The organism is Bradyrhizobium sp. WBOS08 (assembly GCF_024585125.1).
GTDB classification, from domain to species: domain Bacteria; phylum Pseudomonadota; class Alphaproteobacteria; order Rhizobiales; family Xanthobacteraceae; genus Bradyrhizobium; species Bradyrhizobium japonicum_B.
The window spans coordinates 4,458,752-4,476,148 of record NZ_CP028988.1 but is presented as its reverse complement, the minus strand read 5'-3'; the positions used below and the strand labels follow the sequence as shown (position 1 = coordinate 4,476,148).

Sequence of the window (17,397 nt, the reverse complement as noted above, 5' to 3'; positions counted from 1 at the left end):
CCAAGGTCGTATATCGGTATTCATCCACCGCTGTCCACGGCTGACGACGTCGCACTCTCTCCTGGCCCGTCATTGGCGGGGGCGAGAATTTATCAACCATTTCAGGATGATCGGCTCGTCCCTTGGCGGCGCGGGCGGCTACCGAACCGTAACGCGGATCTCACGACTTTTCACAAGCGCACGCAAACTGCGCACCCTTGGCGTGCGCGAAGCAGGATCAGGCAATGCACGGCAGGATCAGGAAAGACACAGGTCTTTACGCCACCTAGAACCCCGTAAATCAACGGCATCGGAACTTCGACGGATCGTTCGGAGCCGATGCATCCCTTGAGCAGAGATCACCAGACCGGCCGTTCGGCCCGGACCTACGGCGGCTGGCGATGATCGATTTGTCGCGCATCCAAGCCATGAGCAAAGTCGTCTTGCGAGATTCGCCGAACGAAATCCTCGCCGCGTCGCAAATGCGGCGTGACTCGGCAGGAGATCGGCCAGCTGCCGACGTGGAGATGGCCCGCGTGCTCGGAACGGTGCCTTTCCGCGTGGCGCTGGATTCATCTGGCGCCGGGATTGCTCACTGGAAGCATGAGCCGCTGCACGACGTCGTCGCGCCCATGAGCCACCACGTCATCATGGCTTACAACGGCGCCGTGCAACGCATGGAGCGGCGGTCCGGGCCATCCGTCGCAATCGGGACCTTTCGTCCGGGAGTTGTGATCATCATTCCCGAGGGATCGAGCTCCCGGTGGGACATTCCAAAACCCGTCGATGTCGTTCAACTCTACCTTCCGCAGACGACCTTGAAGCGCGTCGCGGACGAAGCAGAAGCCGGCGCACCGTCCGAGCTCCTGGAGCGAACCGCGCATCCCGATCCAGTGACGTCCCGGCTGCTGCTGAGCGCGGCGGACGTGCTGGAAGGGCACGACGCGCTGGATACGCTATTCAGGCAACAACTCATGGATTTGCTGGCGACGCGGCTTCTGGCCGCGCATACCGGCTCGCCAAGCATGATCGCGCCGGCCAGGGGCGGGCTGGCGCCGAAAGCATTGCTTCGGGCGATCGAGCGGTTGCGCTCCGACAGTGATGCCGATGTCTCGCTCGCAGCGCTTGCCGCCGAGGCCGGCTTGTCGCGCTTTCACTTCTGCCGCGCCTTCAAGGACAGTACCGGGCTTTCGCCGCATGCTTGGCTGCGCCAGCACCGACTCGAGCAAGCCATGAACATGCTGCGCGACACCGACGCGTCCGTCGTCTCGATCGCTGTCGCGCTCGGCTACTCCTCCCAGACTGCCTTTGCCGCAGCGTTTCGCAAGCTGACCGGGGAGTCGCCGAGCGATTGGCGTCGGCGCGCGCGTTAGCAGCAATCTCGCTGCAATCGCATCAATCGTGCTGGGGCCGCGGTGCACGCAGTTCGCTAGAAACACCCTGCCCCACACCTGAAACGGAAATGGCAAATGACCTTGATCAGTTCTGTCAGCCGGCTCGCGAGCACCTCGCGGCGAAACATTCTCGCAACGACACTGTTGTACACGGCGTCGTTGACTGTCCGCTCCACCTCGGCAGCCGACCACGACGACAAGACCACCGCCCTTTCGACCGGCAAGGGCGACGGTGCAACCTCCGTCACCACCAGCGACGGTGTCCAGATCTTCTACAAGGACTGGGGACCAAAGTCCGCGCAGCCGATCGTCTTCCATCACGGTTGGCCGCTCAGCGCCGACGACTGGGACGCCCAGATGCTGTTCTTCCTCGGCAAGGGCTTTCGCGTGATCGCGCATGATCGTCGCGGCCATGGGCGCTCGAGCCAGGTCAGCGACGGTCACGACATGGATCATTATGCCGCCGACGTCGCCGCACTCACCGAGCATCTTGATCTTCGCAACGCCGTTCACGTCGGCCACTCCACCGGTGGCGGCGAGGCAACGCGATACGTGGCGCGCTATGGCCGGGATCGCGTCGCCAAGCTCGTGCTCATCGGCGCCGTGCCGCCCCTGATGCTGAAGACCGAATCCAATCCCGGCGGACTGCCGCTTGAGGTGTTCGATGGGTTGCGCCGGCAGCTTGCCGCCAACAGGTCGCGTTTCTATTTCGAGTTCGCTAGCGGTCCATTCTACGGCTACAATCGTCCGGGCGCCGAGCCCTCACAGGCCGCCATCTGGAACTGGTGGCGTCAAGGCATGACGGGCAGCAGCAAGGCCCACTACGACGGCATCAAGGCCTTCTCCGAAACCGACTTCAGCGAAGACCTCAAGAGCATCGGAGTGCCGACGCTCATTCTCCACGGCGGCGACGATCAGATCGTCCCCGTTGCCGACTCGGCGCAGCTGTCGGCCCGGCTCCTGAAGCACAGCACATTGAAGATCTACGACCTGCTGCCACACGGCCTCTGCACGACGCATCCCGAGATCGTCAATGCCGACTTGCTCAGGTTCGTGACGGCGTAACTCCGCTCTCTTTCGCAATCGCATCAATCGAGGACCAGTCAACATGCGCATCGTCATCATTGGCGCCGGCTTCGCCGGCATGTACGCCGCCCTTTCAGCTGCTCGCCTCCGCGACATCCAGGGCGTTTCGCCCGACAAGCTCGAGATCGCGCTCGTTGCGCCCGAGCCGACGCTCGTGGTTCGCCCGCGACTGTACGAGCCGAACCCCGCGACCCTGACCGCCCCCCTACAGGACCTCCTCAAGTCGATCGACGTCGTTTATGTCAAAGGCCAAGCTGACGCGATCGATACCAAATCCAAGGTCGTCGAGATCGCTGCCGCGCAAGGCACGCACAAGAAGCTAGCCTACGACCGGCTGGTGGTCGCCACCGGCAGCCGGCTGTTTCGCCCGAATGTCCCCGGCCTTGCCGAGCACGGTTTCAGCGTGGACCAGCTCGATGATGCAATCGCACTCGATCGTCACCTCCACGGGCTGTCGAGCCGCCCGGCCTCGAAGGCGCGCAATACCGTTGTCGTCGCAGGCGGCGGGTTCACCGGCATCGAGGCGGCGACCGAGGTGCCGGCGCGCCTGTGCAAGATACTTGGCAAGGACGCCCAGCTGCGCGTAGTGATCGTCGACCGCAACGAGGTAATCGCGCCGGACATGGGCGCAGGCCCCCGCCCCATCATCGAGGAGGCGCTGCGCAAACTCGGCATCGAAACCAGGCTCGGTGCCGGCGTGGCCTCGCTCGACAAGTCCGGCGTCAAGCTTTCCAGCGGCGAGCAGATCGAATGCGAAACGGTGATCTGGGCCGCCGGCATGCGCGCAGCTCCGTTGACGGCTCAGATCCCTGCCGAACGCGACCAGTTTGGCCGGCTGCTCGTCGACCGTGACCTTCGCGTCCCATCAGTGACCGGTGTCTTCGCCACCGGCGATGCCGCACGAGCCGCGTGTGACGATGTTGGCAATTACGCGCTGATGTCATGTCAGCACGCGACCCGGATGGGCGCCTTCGCCGGCAACAACGCCGCCGCCGAGTTGCTGGGCGTTGCGACCAGACCTTATCACCAGAAGGCTTACGTCACCTGCCTCGACCTCGGCGATGCCGGTGCGCTGTTCACGCGCGGCTGGGAGCGCGCAGTCGAGATGGTCGGCGACGTCGCCAAGAAGACCAAGCAGGAGATCAACACCGTCTGGATATATCCGCCCAAGGCTGAACGTGCCGCAGCCCTCGCCTCGGCCGATCCGGAGCGCGTCACCGCTCTTTAAGCAAAGTAGCCACCCAAAATTCAACAGGAGACCAAAATGAACCTGCACAACGTTTCCATTGCATCGAATCCCGAAGAGCTCGTGCCGTCGCGCTACGCGGTGCGCATCGGCGACATCGACGTGCTGGTGGTCAGCGACGGCGTGCTGCCGCTCCCGACCACCATGCTGGCGCACAACGCCGACCCGGCTGTCCGGGCAGCCTGGCTGGACGACATGTTTCTGCCTCAGGATGCCTTTGACTGGGCGCTAAATGCTGTCATGGTGCGCAGCGGCGCCCAAACGATCCTCATCGACGCTGGACTCGGGTCCGACCCAGACCTGCATTTGCCTCGGGCTGGACAGTTGATCAAGCGCCTGGAGGCCGCCGGGATCGACCTCTCGTCCGTGACCGACCTGATCCTCACCCACATGCACATGGATCATGTCGGCGGGCTGCTGGTCGACGGCGTGAAGGAACGGCTGCGCGAGGACCTGCGCATCCACGTGGCGGCCGCAGAGGTCAAGTTCTGGGAGTCGCCCGATTTCACCCATACCAACATGCCGCAAGGCTTTCCCGATGCGCTTCGGGCCACCGCCAAGCAGTTCGTGAAGATGTACGGCAGCCAGATCCGGCCGTTCGAGGAGCAGCACGACGTTGCACCCGGTGTCGTCGTCCGCCGTACCGGCGGTCACACGCCCGGACACAGCGTGGTCCGCGTGGCGTCCGGCGGCGAGGCGCTGACATTTGCCGGCGACGCCGTGTTTGCCGTCGGCTTTGACCAGCCCGAGTGGCATAACGGGTTCGAGCACGACCCCGAGGAGGCAGCGCGCGTCCGCATCCGGCTGTTACGGGAGCTCGCGGAGAGCGGCGAGCTGCTGGTGGCCACGCACATGCCGTTCCCATCGGTCGGTCATGTCGCGGCCGCTGGCGATGCTTTCCGCTGGGTACCCGTCTTCTGGGACTTTTGATCGGCTCTTGAACCAAACCGGACTGGAGCGCGCGTTCACGGACGAATTGAGCGCGCGCTCCGGAACACCGCCGCGCGAGCTTGGTCCAGGAGACAATGCGGCAGCATGCGACCATCGCCGGCATGACCGCGGATGCGCGTCCGTCGAAACATCCCGCCGCAACGACGCGCCCGAACTCAGTTCCACGCAAATTGGCGCTCGTCTGAGACCGGAACGGTAGCTGCGCCCACGCGTTGTCTCCTATATAGAAGGAGAACATCATGAGCGTTGAAGGCAAGATCAAGGAAGGTGCCGGTTACATCAAGGAAGAGATGAACGAGCACGGCAAGGACCCCGAGAGCCAGCGCAAGGCTCAGGAGGGACGCGATCTTCGCAACGAGGGCCGCATGGAAGACGGCAAGCCGCCGAAGACCACTAAGCCCGGCACTGGACACTGAACCCATCCAGTTCAAAACCGCCTCCGGTCGAAGCCGGGGGCGGTTTTTGTTTGGGCAATACGAGCGCGCGGAACATGCGTGGGACCGCGCCGTTGCTCCGGGCCTACTGGAGGAAAGTTCATGTCCAAGACATCGCTCGCCGAGATCGCGAAGGAAATGGCCGGCATCGACATCGCCATTCTGTCGACCCACACCGACAACGGCCAGATCGCCAACCGTCCCATGAGCAACAACGGGGATGTCGCCTACGACGGCACGTCATACTATTTTGCCCATGAGCGGACTCGTACCGTATCGGACATCCAACGAAACCCGAAAGTGGCGCTCGGGTTTTCGTCGGAAGCTGGCCTGTTCTCAAAGGGCATCTACATCGCCGTCGAAGGGACCGCCGATCTGATCCGCGACAAGGCGGCATTCCAACAGCACTGGACCGGCGATCTCGACAAATGGTTCGAGGACGGCATCGATACGCCGGGCATCGTCCTGATCAAGGTCAAGGCTAGCCGCGTGACCTATTGGAAGGGGCGTGACGAGGGTGAGATCGAGCTCTGATCGGCGAGCTCATCGTGCGGCGATTCCTTCAATGGTTCTTCCGGAGCCGCGAAACCGGTGCCATCACCATCGCGCAGTGGCCCAATCTGCTTCTGTGGACCGTGATCGTTGCGGGCGTCCTGCTTTGGATCTGGCCTTCCGCAGGCAATGCCAGCGTCGGCTTGACGATCGTGTTGAAAGGCGGACTCATCCTCTGGGGCGTCGATGAGATCGTTCGCGGTATGAACCCCTGGCGGCGCTGTCTCGGCGCCGCCGTCGTCATCTATGAGTTCACGACGCTTCTGCCGTGAAGCCGGTAGAACAAGCGACGGGCGGGGCGGCGGCTCTGCCGCTGCAAGCGCGCGCTCAGTTCGCGCAGCGCGCCAAATGCGATCTGCCCCCGGGGGATGGGGAGCGACAGCATCAATTCCGGAAGCGCAGGTTCTTGCTCCACGTCCTGAACGTTGCTACGCCGAGCAGCGTCGAGGCGTCGACAACGTTGATTTGCGCCAAGGGAACGTTCGAGACGCTGCCAGATCTTTGCACGCGATCGGCGAGCCGACACCAGACTGCCGCGGTATTGGCCATAGCCCGCAGGGCGGCCGGCCATTGGAGTGAACTCCGTGAACGATTGGACACGTTGGGTCCCGGGAATCCATACGCTTCGCCACTACCAATCTGATTGGCTTCGGCACGATGTTTTCGCAGGTCTCGCGCTGGCGGCCATGCTCGTTCCGGTCGGAATTGCTTATTCCGCGGCGTCCGGCCTGCCGGGCATCCACGGGCTGTACGCCACCATCGTTCCCCTTCTTGTCTACGCGATGTTCGGTCCGAGCCGCATCATCGTTCTCGGTCCCGACTCGGCGCTGGCTGCCGTCATCCTCGGCGTGATTGCCCCCTTGTCTGGCGGTGATCCGGTGCGCGCGGCAATGCTTGCCGCGATGATGGCACTCGTTTCAGGAGCTGTGCTCATTGTGGCGGGCATCGCGCGGTTGGGGTTTTTGACCGAGCTTCTGTCCAAGCCGATACGCTATGGCTACATGAACGGCATCGCGCTGACCGTCTTGATTAGCCAGCTGCCAAAGCTGCTCGGCTTCTCGATCGAGAGCGAGGGCCCGCTGAAAGACCTTTGGGCTATCGCCACCGGGATCCACGAAGGCAAGATGAATTGGACTGCATTTGCCGTCGGGCTTGGCACGCTGATCGTCATCCTGCTGCTCAAGGGCAGCAAACGACTGCCGGGAGTCCTGATCGCCGTCGTCGCAGCGACCCTTGTCGTGGCACTGCTTGATCTGGCCACCGGTCATGGTGTGAAAGTCCTGGGGCCACTTCCGCAAGGTCTGCCGGCTTTCGCTATTCCCAGGATCGGATACAGCGATCTGATCCCAGTGCTGGCCGGCGGATCCGCCATCGCCCTGGTCTCGTTCGCCGACACCAGCGTGTTGTCGCGAACCTATGCTGCTCGTTTGGGTGACAAGGTCGATCCCAACCAGGAAATGGTGGGTCTTGGCGCAGCTAACCTGGCGACCGGCTTCTTTCAGGGTTTTCCGATCAGCAGCAGCACGTCGCGTACGCCGGTTGCCGAAGCCGCCGGCGCGCGCACCCAGCTGGCGAATGTCGTCGGCGCGCTCGCGATCGCGTTCCTGCTACTGCTAGCGCCCAATTTGTTGCAGCACCTGCCGAACGCCGCATTGGCGGCAGTGGTGATCGCAGCCGCGATCGGCCTGATCGAGATCAACGATCTCAAGCGGATCTACCGGATCCAGCGGTGGGAGTTCTGGTTGACCGTGCTGTGCTTCGTGGGCGTGGCCGTGTTGGGCCCAATTCCGGGAATCGGCCTTGCCGTTGCGGTGGCGATTGCGGAATTCCTCTGGGACGGCTGGCGTCCGCACTCCGCCATTCTCGGGCGCGCGTACGGCGTCAGGGGCTATCACGACATCACGAGATATCCCGATGCCCGTTTGATCCCCGGACTGGTGCTGTTCCGATGGGATGCGCCGCTGTTCTTCGCCAACGCCGAGTTCTTCAAGGAGCGAATTCTCGCCGCGGTCGAGACATCGCCAACACCTGTGCGCTGGCTGGTCGTCGCCGCCGAACCGGTCACGAGCGTAGACGTAACCGCCTGCGATACTGTTGCCGAACTGGACGAGGCGCTCAAGGCCAGGGGCATTGAACTCTGCTTTGCCGAGCTCAAGGATCCCGTGAAGGACAAGCTGAAGCGTTTTGGTTTGTATGCTCAGCTTGGCGAAGCCCAGTTCTTTCCGACCATCGGCTCGGCCGTTTCGAGCTATCTGGAGATCAATGACGTCGCGTGGGAGGACTAGGAGGACCAGGTCAAGGTCGGCCCGTATAAAGGCACCTGCCGCGAGCCGCCACCAACGGACGAGCCACCGGCAAACCGATGCAGTCTATCCCTCGCCCGCCGGCGGAACGACATACAGCGTCAGCGCAAAGACCGCATAGATGAAGATCATCAGCGCGCCGACGAACCACGCGGAGCGGCCGCTGGCGGTGATGTAGGCGGACGTGACCGTCGCGATCATCACCATGGTGACGGCGCCCGGCCAGAACTGCAGGTCCATGGGCTTCGGCCCGACCACGTAGCTGAGCAACACCAGCGCCGGTGCCACGAACAGCGCGATCTGCGAGGCGCTGCCGAGCGCGATGCTCACCGCCATGTCGAGCCGGTCCTTACGCGCAGCGGCAAAAGCCACCGCAAACTCGGCTGCGGCCCCGACCAGCGAGACGACGATGAAGCCGACAAAGGCCGGGCTCATCCCGAAGGTTTCCGCCGCCTTTTGCACCGATTCCACGAAGATTTCGCTGACCAGCGCGACCAGCACCGTGACGACCAGCAGCGTGCCCACGGCTACCCCGATCGGCCAGTGCGCCTCCTTGTCGTCGCCGTGGTCGGCGCTGGCAAACAATTCCTTGTGGGTCACGAGCGAGAACCACAGGCCGAGTCCGTAAGCGAGGATCAGCAGGATCGAAATGCCGAGGCTGAGCTTGGTCAGGATGCCGCCATCCTGCGGCAGGTGATCGAGATCGGCGACCGCCGACGGCGCGAGCAGGGCCACGATTGCCATCAGGAGCAGACCCGATGATAGCCGCGCACCGGCCCGGTTGTACTCCTGCACATGATAGCGCAAGCCGCCGAGCAGCAGGCAGGCCCCCAGCATGAACACCGCGTTGGTGACGATCGCGCCCGCAATCGAGGCCTTCACCAGCATGTACTGGCCCGCATGCAGTGCCGTGATGGCGATGATCAGTTCCGTCAAATTGCCGAGCGTAGCATTGAGCAGCCCGCCAACGGCATCACCCGTCTTCGCTGCCACGGCTTCGGTGGCATGACTGAGCAGGGCCGCCAGCGGCACGATGGCAAGCACGGCCAGCACGAACAGCAGCGTGTGGGACTGCGGAGCCGCTTTCTCGGCCACCAGCACGATGGGCACGAAGGCGAGCATCCACAGTAAAGGGGTATTCCGGATCTCCCTGAGCAGGATCTGCATATCGGCGGCCCCTTCCATCGATGCCCTCCAGGAAAGGTCCGCGAGCCTGCTGCGGGAGTGTTGATCTGGCTCAACGTCGGCCGACAGATGCGCGCGCCGCGGGCTTCGCCGCATGCGTCCGCGGTTTGCAGCCGCAGGGGTTTGGCCGCTGCGCCAACGTGATCGCAACCGCCGACGGGGCGTTTCGAAAATCCCTTATCTTTCAAGGGGCATTCTACTGTGCATGGGGTTGTTTTTCGATTTTTTGTCTCGAGCCCCCTGGCACCGCCGCCGCACCTTTTCGCGCATAGACAGCATGCAAGCGGATGGCTGTGGAAGGCGGTCCCACCGTAGTACATGCCAACTGGACTTTGGAGCCACGCGCCGGAGCGCCGCGCCAACGCAATGACAACCACGTTACCCGCCGCTGCGCGCGAGCCCGACCGCCCCGTCGCCGATGGTCTCCCGGCAGCCCAGCGCCGCTGGGCGATCGCCGCGATCTTCACCGCGCTGGCGATGGCCTCGCTCGACACCGCGATCGCCAACATCGCCCTGCCCGCCATTGCCGCGGATCTGCACGTCAGCCCGGAGCAGTCGGTCTGGGTCGTCAACGTCTACCAGATCGCGCTGGTGGCAACGCTGCTGCCGCTCGGCGCCCTCGGCGAGATCGTCGGGCACCAGCGCATCTATCTCGGCGGCCTGATCCTGTTCACCATCGCCTCGCTGTTCTGCGCGGTGGCGTGGTCGCTGGACAGCCTGCTGCTCGCGCGTACGCTGCAGGGCCTCGGCGCCAGCGGCATCATGAGCGTCAACACGGCGCTGGTGCGCTTCGTCTATCCCGGACGGATGCTCGGCCGCGGCTTCGGCCACAACGCGCTGGTGGTCGCGACCGCCTTCACCTTCGGGCCGTCGATTGCGTCGGCCATCCTGGCGTTCGGCCCATGGCCTTGGCTGTTCGCCGTCAACATCCCGTTCGGCCTCGTCGCGATCGGCATCGGCTTTGCGATGCTGCCGAAGACACCGCGCGCCGATCACGGCTTCGATTTCCTCGGCGCGATCCTGGCGTCGGCCTGCCTCGGCCTGTTCATCACCGGCATCGGCAGCGCCGCGCACAATCTGTCGCCGGTGCTCGTGGGCACCGAGCTGGTCGCCGCGCTCGCGCTCGGCTTGATCCTGACGCGCCGGCATGCCGACCATCCCGCGCCGATGCTGCCGATCGACCTGTTCGCCCGGCCGATGTTCGCGCTGTCGGCGGCAACGGCCGTGTGCTCCTTCGCAGTCCAGGGCCTCGCCTTCGTCTCGCTGCCGTTCTATTTCGAGGACGTGCTCGGCCGCTCGCAGGTCGAGACCGGCTTCTTCATGACGCCGTGGCCGCTGGTGGTCGGCATCATGGCGCCGATCGCCGGACGCCTGTCCGACCGCCACGCGGTCGGCCTGCTCGGCGGCATCGGCCTCGTGCTGCTCGGTCTCGGCATGGCGCTGCTCGCGACGCTTCCCGCCAACCCCGCCGTTGCCGACATCATCTGGCGGATGGTGATCTGCGGCATGGGGTTCGGCTTCTTCCAGGCGCCGAACATGAAGGCGGTGATGTCGAGCGCGCCGCCGCATCGCAGCGGCAGCGCGTCGGGCATCGTCGCCACCGCACGCCTGACGGGACAGACCACCGGCGCCGCGCTTGCCGCGGCCTGCTTTGCGCTCGCCGGCCACGAGGGCGCAACGCTGGCGCTGTCGCTCGGTGCCGGCTTTGCCGCCCTCGGCAGCGTGATGAGCTTCCTGCGGCTGGCGGTGAAGTAAGGCCCCCTTAGGCCAGATGCCGGGCGGCCGTCATGCCGGACGCCGCCGCCGGAACGACCGTCTCGTCCTCGATCGCGGCAAGGCGCGAGTCGATGGCAGCGATGACCTTGCGCGAGTACGGTCCGAGGTGGGCGTAGGCGGCGATCATCTGCACCGCGATGCGGGCAGATGACGTATCGCGCTTGGCGCAGTTCATGAAGGCCTGCCACAGCGGCCCCCGCGCCTCGGGAAGGGCGGTGACCACCTTGTGCACCGTTTCCATCGCCCCCAGCTTGGAGCGGATATCCCCTTCGGTGAGCTCGGAGCGCTGCCTGGATCGATCGAGCAACGTCATCAGGCGTTCGATGCGTCCCGCATAGGCTGCCGGACTGTAGATGTGCTCCAGCACCCGCTTGTAGTCCGTCAGAATTTCGCGCAGCGGGCGGACCGGATCGAAGTTGATGCCGGCCGTGCATTGATCGGCACCGATGGTCGGCGCCACGTCGTGGCCCGGATGCAGCCGCCCTTCGCGCTCCAGTCGCCGCGTCAGCTGCGTGTTCGGCAACGCGTAGAGCAGGCCGACCATGGCGACGGGAATCGCGGCCTCCTCGATGAAATCGATCATCGCATCGGCCATCGAGACCTTCTCGTTGTCGAAGCCGACGATGAAGCCGGCGGTGACCAGCATGCCGGCGGCATAGATCTTGTGGATGCTCTCGGCGATGTTGCGCCTTGTGTTCTGCTTCTTGCGCATCGCGACCAGGGTCGCAGGGTCGGGACTCTCGATGCCCACGAAGATGGCGAAGAAGTTGGCCGCGCCCATCAGCTCCAGGAGTTCAGGATCGTCGGCGAGATTGACCGACGCCTCGGTCGAGAGCTCGAAGGGGTAACCATGGGCGCGCTGCCATTCGGCGAGTTGCGGCAGGAACTGGCGGAGCGACTTCTTGTTGCCGATGAAATTGTCGTCGACGAAGTCGAGATGGCCGCGGTAGCCCATCTTGTAGAGCGTTTCGAGCTCGACGAACATCTGCTCGACCGTCTTGGTCCTTGGCACGCGGCCATAGAGCTCGATGATGTCGCAGAACTCGCAGGTGAACGGACAGCCGCGGGAATATTGTACTCCGAGATAGAGATAGTCCTCGAACTTCAGGAGGTCGAAGCGCGGCACCGGCGTCCTGGTGACGTCGGCCTGGAACTTCGGCGCGGTGAAGGTGCCGGACCGCGCCCCGCTCTCCCAGGCCGCGATGAAGTCGTCGATGACGCTCTCGGCCTCGCCGAGCACCCGGAAGTCGGCCTTCTCGTAGATGTGCGGACTGGAGGTCGGATCGGGACCGCCGACGACCACAGGCTTGCCCGCCGCGCGGCACATATCGATCAAGCGCAGCGTATCCGCCTGCTGCGGCAACATGCCGCCGGTGAAGACGACGTCGGCCCAGGCGAGCGCGTCGTCATCGAACGCCTGCGTGTTGCAGTCGATCAGCCGGACCGTCCAGCTCTCGGGCAGCATCGCCGCGACCGTGATCAAACCGAGCGGGGCCGCGGGACGCCGCACCCCCATCAGCTTGCAGGATTCGCCAAAGCTCCAGAACGATTCCGCCGTGAACAGCGGATAGAGCATCAACACGTTGCAGGGGCTTGGCACGTCGATGGAACTCCTTTTGCGTCGGCGCAGTGTAGCAAAGCGCGGTCGTCTTGCATCCCGGCAAAAAGGACAAACTGTCGCTCGGCCACATGCGCTGGAACCGCAGACGTCGCCGCAGGCCCGGCAGCCGGCGCCTGAAGAGAGATCTTGCGGCCCGCGACGGCCAAATTCCTCGCAGGGACCCCTCGGACTGTTGATTTGAACCGTTCCAGTTTGCCGGACACATTGCGCGCCTGAGTTCAATCGGTGGATTGGGCCAATCAGGGGACTGCGATGGCAAACCTAACAATCAACGGAAAAACCTTCACCCTCGACGTCGAGCCGGATACGCCCCTGCTGTGGGCGATTCGCGAGAATGCCGGCCTGACCGGCACGAAATACGGTTGCGGCATTGCACAATGCGGTGCCTGCACGGTTCACATCGAAGGCGTCGCCACCCGCTCCTGCGGGGTTTCGATCAGCGAGGCCGAAGGCAAGAAGATCACCACGATCGAAGGGCTCGCCTCGGGCGACACGCTGCACAAGGTGCAGGAGGCCTGGATCGCCCAGGACGTGCCGCAATGCGGCTATTGCCAGAGCGGCATGATCATGGCCGTGGCCGCGCTGCTGAACGAGAAGCCGAAACCGACCGACGCCGACATCGACGAGGCGATCACCAACATCTGCCGCTGCGGCACCTTCCAACAGGTGCGTGAAGCGATCCACACGATCGCCAGCGCGTAAGGAGCCGCCCCATGAACAAGCATGTTTCTCCCAGGATGAACCGCCGTGCCTTCGTCATCGGCAGCGCCACGCTCGGCGCCGGCCTCGCCATCGGCCTCGACATCCCCTTCGGCGGCCCCGCCGTGGTCCGCGCCGCGGACGGCTCGCCTGAGATCGGCGCCTGGGTCGTGATCAGGCCCGATGACACTGTCGTGATCCGCATCGCCCGCTCCGAGATGGGCCAGGGCTCGCTCACAGGCCTCGCCCAGCTCGTGGCCGAGGAGCTCGAATGCGACTGGACCAAGGTCACGACCGAATATCCGACCCCCGGCACGAGCGTCGCCCGCAAGCGCGTCTGGGGCGATTTCTCCACCGGCGGCAGCCGCGGTATCCGCTCCTCGCAGGATTATGTCCGCAAGGGCGGCGCCACCGCGCGGGTGATGCTGATCCAGGCCGCGGCCGACGGATGGAAAGTGCCGGCCTCCGAATGCACGGCCGAAAACAGCGTCATTACCCACAAGCCGTCGGGCCGAACCACGACCTACGGCAAGGTCGCCGAAGCCGCCGCGAAGCTGACGCCGCCGGCCGAGGTCAAGCTGAAGGATCCGAAGGACTGGAAGCTGATCGGCAAGGGCGTGAAGCGGCTCGACACCCTCGACAAGACCACCGGCGCCATGATCTACGGCGCCGACATCAAGCTGCCGGGCATGCTGAACGCCGCGATCAAGGACTGTCCCGTCTTCGGCGGCAAGCTGAAGAGCTACGACGAAGCCAAGATCGCCGGCATGAAAGGCGTCAAGAAGGTCGTCAAGGTCGGCGATACCGCGGTTGCCGTGGTCGCAGACACCTGGTGGCACGCCAAGACCGCGCTGGAGGCGCTGCCGATCGTCTGGGACGAGGGTGACAACGCCAAGGTCTCGAGCGAGTCGATTGCAAAGTGGCTGGCCGAGGGGCTCAAGGACGACCAGCCGGCCTATGTCGGCAACAAGAATGGCGACGCCAAAGCCGCCATTGCCAGTGCCGCCAAGAAGGTGGAGGCCGTCTACGCCTATCCCTACCAGAACCACGCCACCATGGAGCCGATGAACGCCACCGCGCTCTACACCGCGGATAAATGCGAGGTATGGTGCGGCACGCAGAACGGCGAAGCGGCCTTCGCAGCGGTGCTGGAGGCCTCCGGGCTGCCGGCGGAGAAGTGCGACGTCCACAAGGTGATGCTCGGGGGTGGCTTCGGCCGGCGCGGCCAGACCGACTATGTCCGTCAGGCCGTGATGATCGCCAAGCAGATGCCGGGCACCCCGGTCAAGCTGTTGTGGTCGCGCGAAGAGGACATGGCGCACGGCAGGTATCACCCGATCACCCAGTGCAAGATGACCGGCGCGTTCGATGCCAACAACAATCTGATCGCGCTGCACTACCGTCTGTCCGGGCAATCGATCCTGTTCTCGCTGCGCCCCGAAGCGCTGCAGAACGGCATGGATCCGGCCGCCTTCCAGGGCGTCGCCCAATCCGGCGAGGCCGCGTTCGGCTATTCGGTGCCGAATCTGTTGGTCGAGCACGCGATGCGCAACCCGCACGTCCCGCCCGGCTTCTGGCGCGGCGTCAACGTCAATCACAACGCGATCTACATGGAATGCTTCATGGACGAGCTGGCCCAGGCCGCAGGCCAGGACCCGCTCGAATTCCGCCGCAAGCTGATGGGCAATCACCCCAAGCACCTCGCGGTGCTCAATGCGGTCGCCGAGAAGATCGGCTGGGACAAGCCGGCGCCGCAGGGCGTCTATCGCGGCATCGCGCAAGTGATGGGCTATGGCAGCTATGTCGCCGGAGCCGCCGAGATCTCGGTGACCGACGGCAGCAAGATCAAGGTGCATCGCATCGTCGCCTCGACCGATCCCGGCTACGTCGTCAATCCGGCGCAGGTGGAGCGGCAGATCGCAGGCTCCTTCGTCTATGGCCTCTCCGCGCTGTTCTACGGCGGCTGCACCGTCAAGGACGGCAAGATCGAGCAAACCAACTTCGACACCTACAATTCGATGCGCATCGGCGAGATGCCGAAGGTGGAATCGGTGATGGTGCCGAGCGGCGGGTTCTGGGGCGGCGTCGGCGAGCCCACCATCGGCGTCGCGGCGCCGGCGGTGCTCAACGCGTATTTCGCCGCGACCGGCAAACGCATCCGTTCGGTGCCGCTGCGCGACCAGAACATCACCTTTGCCTGAGACACACGGCGGCGGCCACGACGGCCGCCGCCGCACGCTTTTCCGGACAAGTCCCATGAATGTGCCGGTGACACGGCGGGATGCCGTCCTCGGCATCACCGCCGCGGCCGCATCGCTCGCCACACCCTCGATCCTGCGCGCGCAATCGTCAGGCCGCATCATCGTGGTCGGTGGCGGCTTCGGCGGCGCGGCCTGCGCGCGTGCGCTCAAGCGCGCCGGCGCGAACCTGCAGGTCACCCTGATCGAGCCGAACAAGATCTTCACCTCCTGCCCGTTCAGCAACGAGGTGATCGCCGGCCTGCGCCAGATGGAGACGCAACATTTCGGCTATGACAAGCTCGCCGCTGCAGGCGTCACCGTGATCAGCCAGGCCGCCGCGAAGATCGAGCCGCAGCAGCGCAGCGTCACCACGGCCGATGGCACGGTGCTGACCTACGATCGTCTCGTGCTCTCGCCCGGCATCGACTTCCATGTCGAAGCCCTGCCCGGCTACGACGAGGCGGCATCGGAAAAAATGCCCCATGCCTGGAAGGCAGGCGCGCAGACGCTGCTGCTGCGCAAGCAGCTGGAAGCGATGGACGACGGCGGCACGGTCGCCATTGCCATTCCCGCCAATCCCTCGCGGTGTCCGCCCGCGCCTTACGAGCGCGCCAGCCTGATCGCGCATTACCTGAAGACGAACAAGCCCCGCTCGAAGGTGCTGATCCTCGATGCCAAGGACAATTTCTCGCAGCAACGGCTGTTCGAGAAGGCGTGGAAGGAGCTCTACGGCGACATGATCGAGCGCATCGCGCTGTCGCAAGGCGGCCGCGTCACCTCGGTCGATCCGGCGACCATGACCATCGTCACCGAATTCGGCAATTACACGCCCGATGTCGCCAACGTCATCCCGCCGCAACGTGCAGGACGCATCGCCGAGATCGCGGGCGCTGCGGATGCGACCGGCTGGTGTCCGATTGATCCCGTCAGCTTCGAGTCGAAACTCGTCCCGAACATCCATGTCATCGGCGATGCCTGCCTCGGCGGCGGCATTCCCAAATCAGCGTCGGCCGCAAGCGGGCAAGGCAAGGCCTGCGCCGCCGCCGTTGCCGATCTGCTCGCCGGCCGAGCGCCGCAAACGCCGCGGCTGGCCGGCATCTGCTACAGCACCGTCGCACCCGGCTACGGCTTCTCCCTTGCCGGCAATTACCAGCCAAAAGGCGACATCTTTGCCGAAGTCGAGGGCGGCGCGACCAGCCCCGTCGATGCCCCGCGCGAATTGCGGATGCGCGAGGCCGCTGAGGCGGAGCGCTGGTTTGAAGCCATCACGGCGGAATGTTTTGGCTAGGACATGATGGGACGAGTCTATCGCTACGAACGCGGTGCGCTCCCTCCCCCGCCTGCGGGGGAGGGTTGGGGAGAGGGTGTCTCCGCGGGCGAGACCCCCCAAGAGGAAAGAACCCTCACCCGCGCCTTCGGCGCGACCTCTCCCGCAAGCGGGAGAGGCAAGAGAAGCCCGCTGCGGCGCCGTGCGCGCCGTCCCACATCTGCGATTGCTGTATTCGTCGTAGCAGGCCTCGCCCTCTCCTCGCCGACCCAAGCGGACGAGCTCGTCCCCTACACGGTCGTCAACGACGGCATCCCGCAATCGCTCACCGGCTCGCCCGGCGATGCCGTGCGCGGACGCGCACTCGTACTCGCGCGCACCACGACCTGCATCCTTTGTCACTCCGGCCCGTTCCCGGAAGCGCGATTCCAGGGAGATATCGCGCCCGACCTTGCCGGCGCCGGGAACCGATGGACGGTGAGCCAGTTGCGGCTTCGACTGGTCGATGCCTCGCGATTCAACGCCGAGACCATCATGCCGTCCTACTATCGCACCGACGGCCTCGTGCGGGTCGGACGCAATTTTGCCGGCAAGCCGATCTTGTCGGCTGCCGAGATCGAGGACATCGTGGCCTTTCTTGCAACGCTTCGCGACTAGGACCGTT

15 protein-coding genes are annotated in these 17,397 nt (G+C 64.7%); 13 read left to right on the top strand and 2 right to left on the bottom strand.

Annotation, left to right across the window (positions count from 1 at the left end; translation table 11 throughout):
- Window positions 1–407 precede the first annotated feature (407 nt).
- From DCM80_RS21055 to DCM80_RS21020, 8 genes are all read left to right on the top strand, one after another.
- Complete coding sequence (locus DCM80_RS21055) at window positions 408–1,352, top strand: AraC family transcriptional regulator (protein ID WP_257197991.1); 945 nt, start codon at window positions 408–410, stop codon at window positions 1,350–1,352.
- 96 nt (window positions 1,353–1,448) lie between these two features.
- Window positions 1,449–2,438, top strand: coding sequence for an alpha/beta fold hydrolase (locus DCM80_RS21050; RefSeq protein WP_257193482.1), 990 nt, complete (start codon window positions 1,449–1,451; stop codon window positions 2,436–2,438).
- A 43-nt stretch (window positions 2,439–2,481) separates the two neighbouring features.
- On the top strand, window positions 2,482–3,687 hold the full coding sequence (locus DCM80_RS21045; RefSeq protein ID WP_257193481.1) for an NAD(P)/FAD-dependent oxidoreductase: 1,206 nt from the start codon (window positions 2,482–2,484) through the stop codon (window positions 3,685–3,687).
- A 36-nt stretch (window positions 3,688–3,723) separates the two neighbouring features.
- Entirely contained in the window at window positions 3,724–4,635 is a 912-nt protein-coding gene (locus DCM80_RS21040) for an MBL fold metallo-hydrolase (protein WP_257193480.1), read from the top strand.
- Window positions 4,636–4,895: 260 nt separating this feature from the next.
- A complete protein-coding gene (locus tag DCM80_RS21035) occupies window positions 4,896–5,072 on the top strand; it encodes a hypothetical protein (protein ID WP_018322718.1) in 177 nt (58 codons plus the stop codon).
- Window positions 5,073–5,192: 120 nt separating this feature from the next.
- Complete coding sequence (locus DCM80_RS21030) at window positions 5,193–5,624, top strand: pyridoxamine 5'-phosphate oxidase family protein (protein ID WP_257193479.1); 432 nt, start codon at window positions 5,193–5,195, stop codon at window positions 5,622–5,624.
- A gap of 14 nt (window positions 5,625–5,638) precedes the next feature.
- Complete coding sequence (locus DCM80_RS21025) at window positions 5,639–5,914, top strand: hypothetical protein (RefSeq protein WP_257193478.1); 276 nt, start codon at window positions 5,639–5,641, stop codon at window positions 5,912–5,914.
- A gap of 312 nt (window positions 5,915–6,226) precedes the next feature.
- Window positions 6,227–7,927: a SulP family inorganic anion transporter gene (locus DCM80_RS21020; protein ID WP_257193477.1), complete on the top strand. Its 1,701-nt coding sequence runs from the start codon at window positions 6,227–6,229 to the stop codon at window positions 7,925–7,927.
- Between the two features lie 84 nt (window positions 7,928–8,011).
- On the opposite strand, the gene cax is transcribed toward DCM80_RS21020, so the two are convergent.
- Window positions 8,012–9,112 carry a calcium/proton exchanger gene (cax, locus tag DCM80_RS21015; RefSeq protein ID WP_257197990.1) on the bottom strand — a complete coding sequence of 367 codons (1,101 nt, stop codon included), beginning with the start codon at window positions 9,110–9,112 and terminating at the stop codon, window positions 8,012–8,014.
- A 384-nt stretch (window positions 9,113–9,496) separates the two neighbouring features.
- On the opposite strand from cax, the gene DCM80_RS21010 reads away from it, so the two are divergent.
- Complete coding sequence (locus DCM80_RS21010) at window positions 9,497–10,885, top strand: MFS transporter (protein WP_257193476.1); 1,389 nt, start codon at window positions 9,497–9,499, stop codon at window positions 10,883–10,885.
- 7 nt (window positions 10,886–10,892) lie between these two features.
- Here DCM80_RS21010 and DCM80_RS21005 read toward each other — a convergent pair whose 3' ends face one another.
- Complete coding sequence (locus DCM80_RS21005; protein ID WP_257197989.1) at window positions 10,893–12,512, bottom strand: B12-binding domain-containing radical SAM protein; 1,620 nt, start codon at window positions 12,510–12,512, stop codon at window positions 10,893–10,895.
- Between the two features lie 267 nt (window positions 12,513–12,779).
- Here DCM80_RS21005 and DCM80_RS21000 point away from each other — a divergent pair, with 267 nt between their 5' ends.
- From DCM80_RS21000 to soxX, 4 genes are all read left to right on the top strand, one after another.
- Entirely contained in the window at window positions 12,780–13,229 is a 450-nt protein-coding gene (locus DCM80_RS21000; protein WP_257193475.1) for a (2Fe-2S)-binding protein, read from the top strand.
- Window positions 13,230–13,240: 11 nt separating this feature from the next.
- A complete protein-coding gene (locus tag DCM80_RS20995; RefSeq protein ID WP_257193474.1) occupies window positions 13,241–15,427 on the top strand; it encodes a molybdopterin cofactor-binding domain-containing protein in 2,187 nt (728 codons plus the stop codon).
- Between the two features lie 55 nt (window positions 15,428–15,482).
- Window positions 15,483–16,754, top strand: coding sequence for an NAD(P)/FAD-dependent oxidoreductase (locus tag DCM80_RS20990; RefSeq protein WP_257193473.1), 1,272 nt, complete (start codon window positions 15,483–15,485; stop codon window positions 16,752–16,754).
- Between the two features lie 204 nt (window positions 16,755–16,958).
- Window positions 16,959–17,390 carry a sulfur oxidation c-type cytochrome SoxX gene (soxX, locus tag DCM80_RS20985; RefSeq protein WP_257197988.1) on the top strand — a complete coding sequence of 144 codons (432 nt, stop codon included), beginning with the start codon at window positions 16,959–16,961 and terminating at the stop codon, window positions 17,388–17,390.
- Window positions 17,391–17,397: the final 7 nt, after the last annotated feature.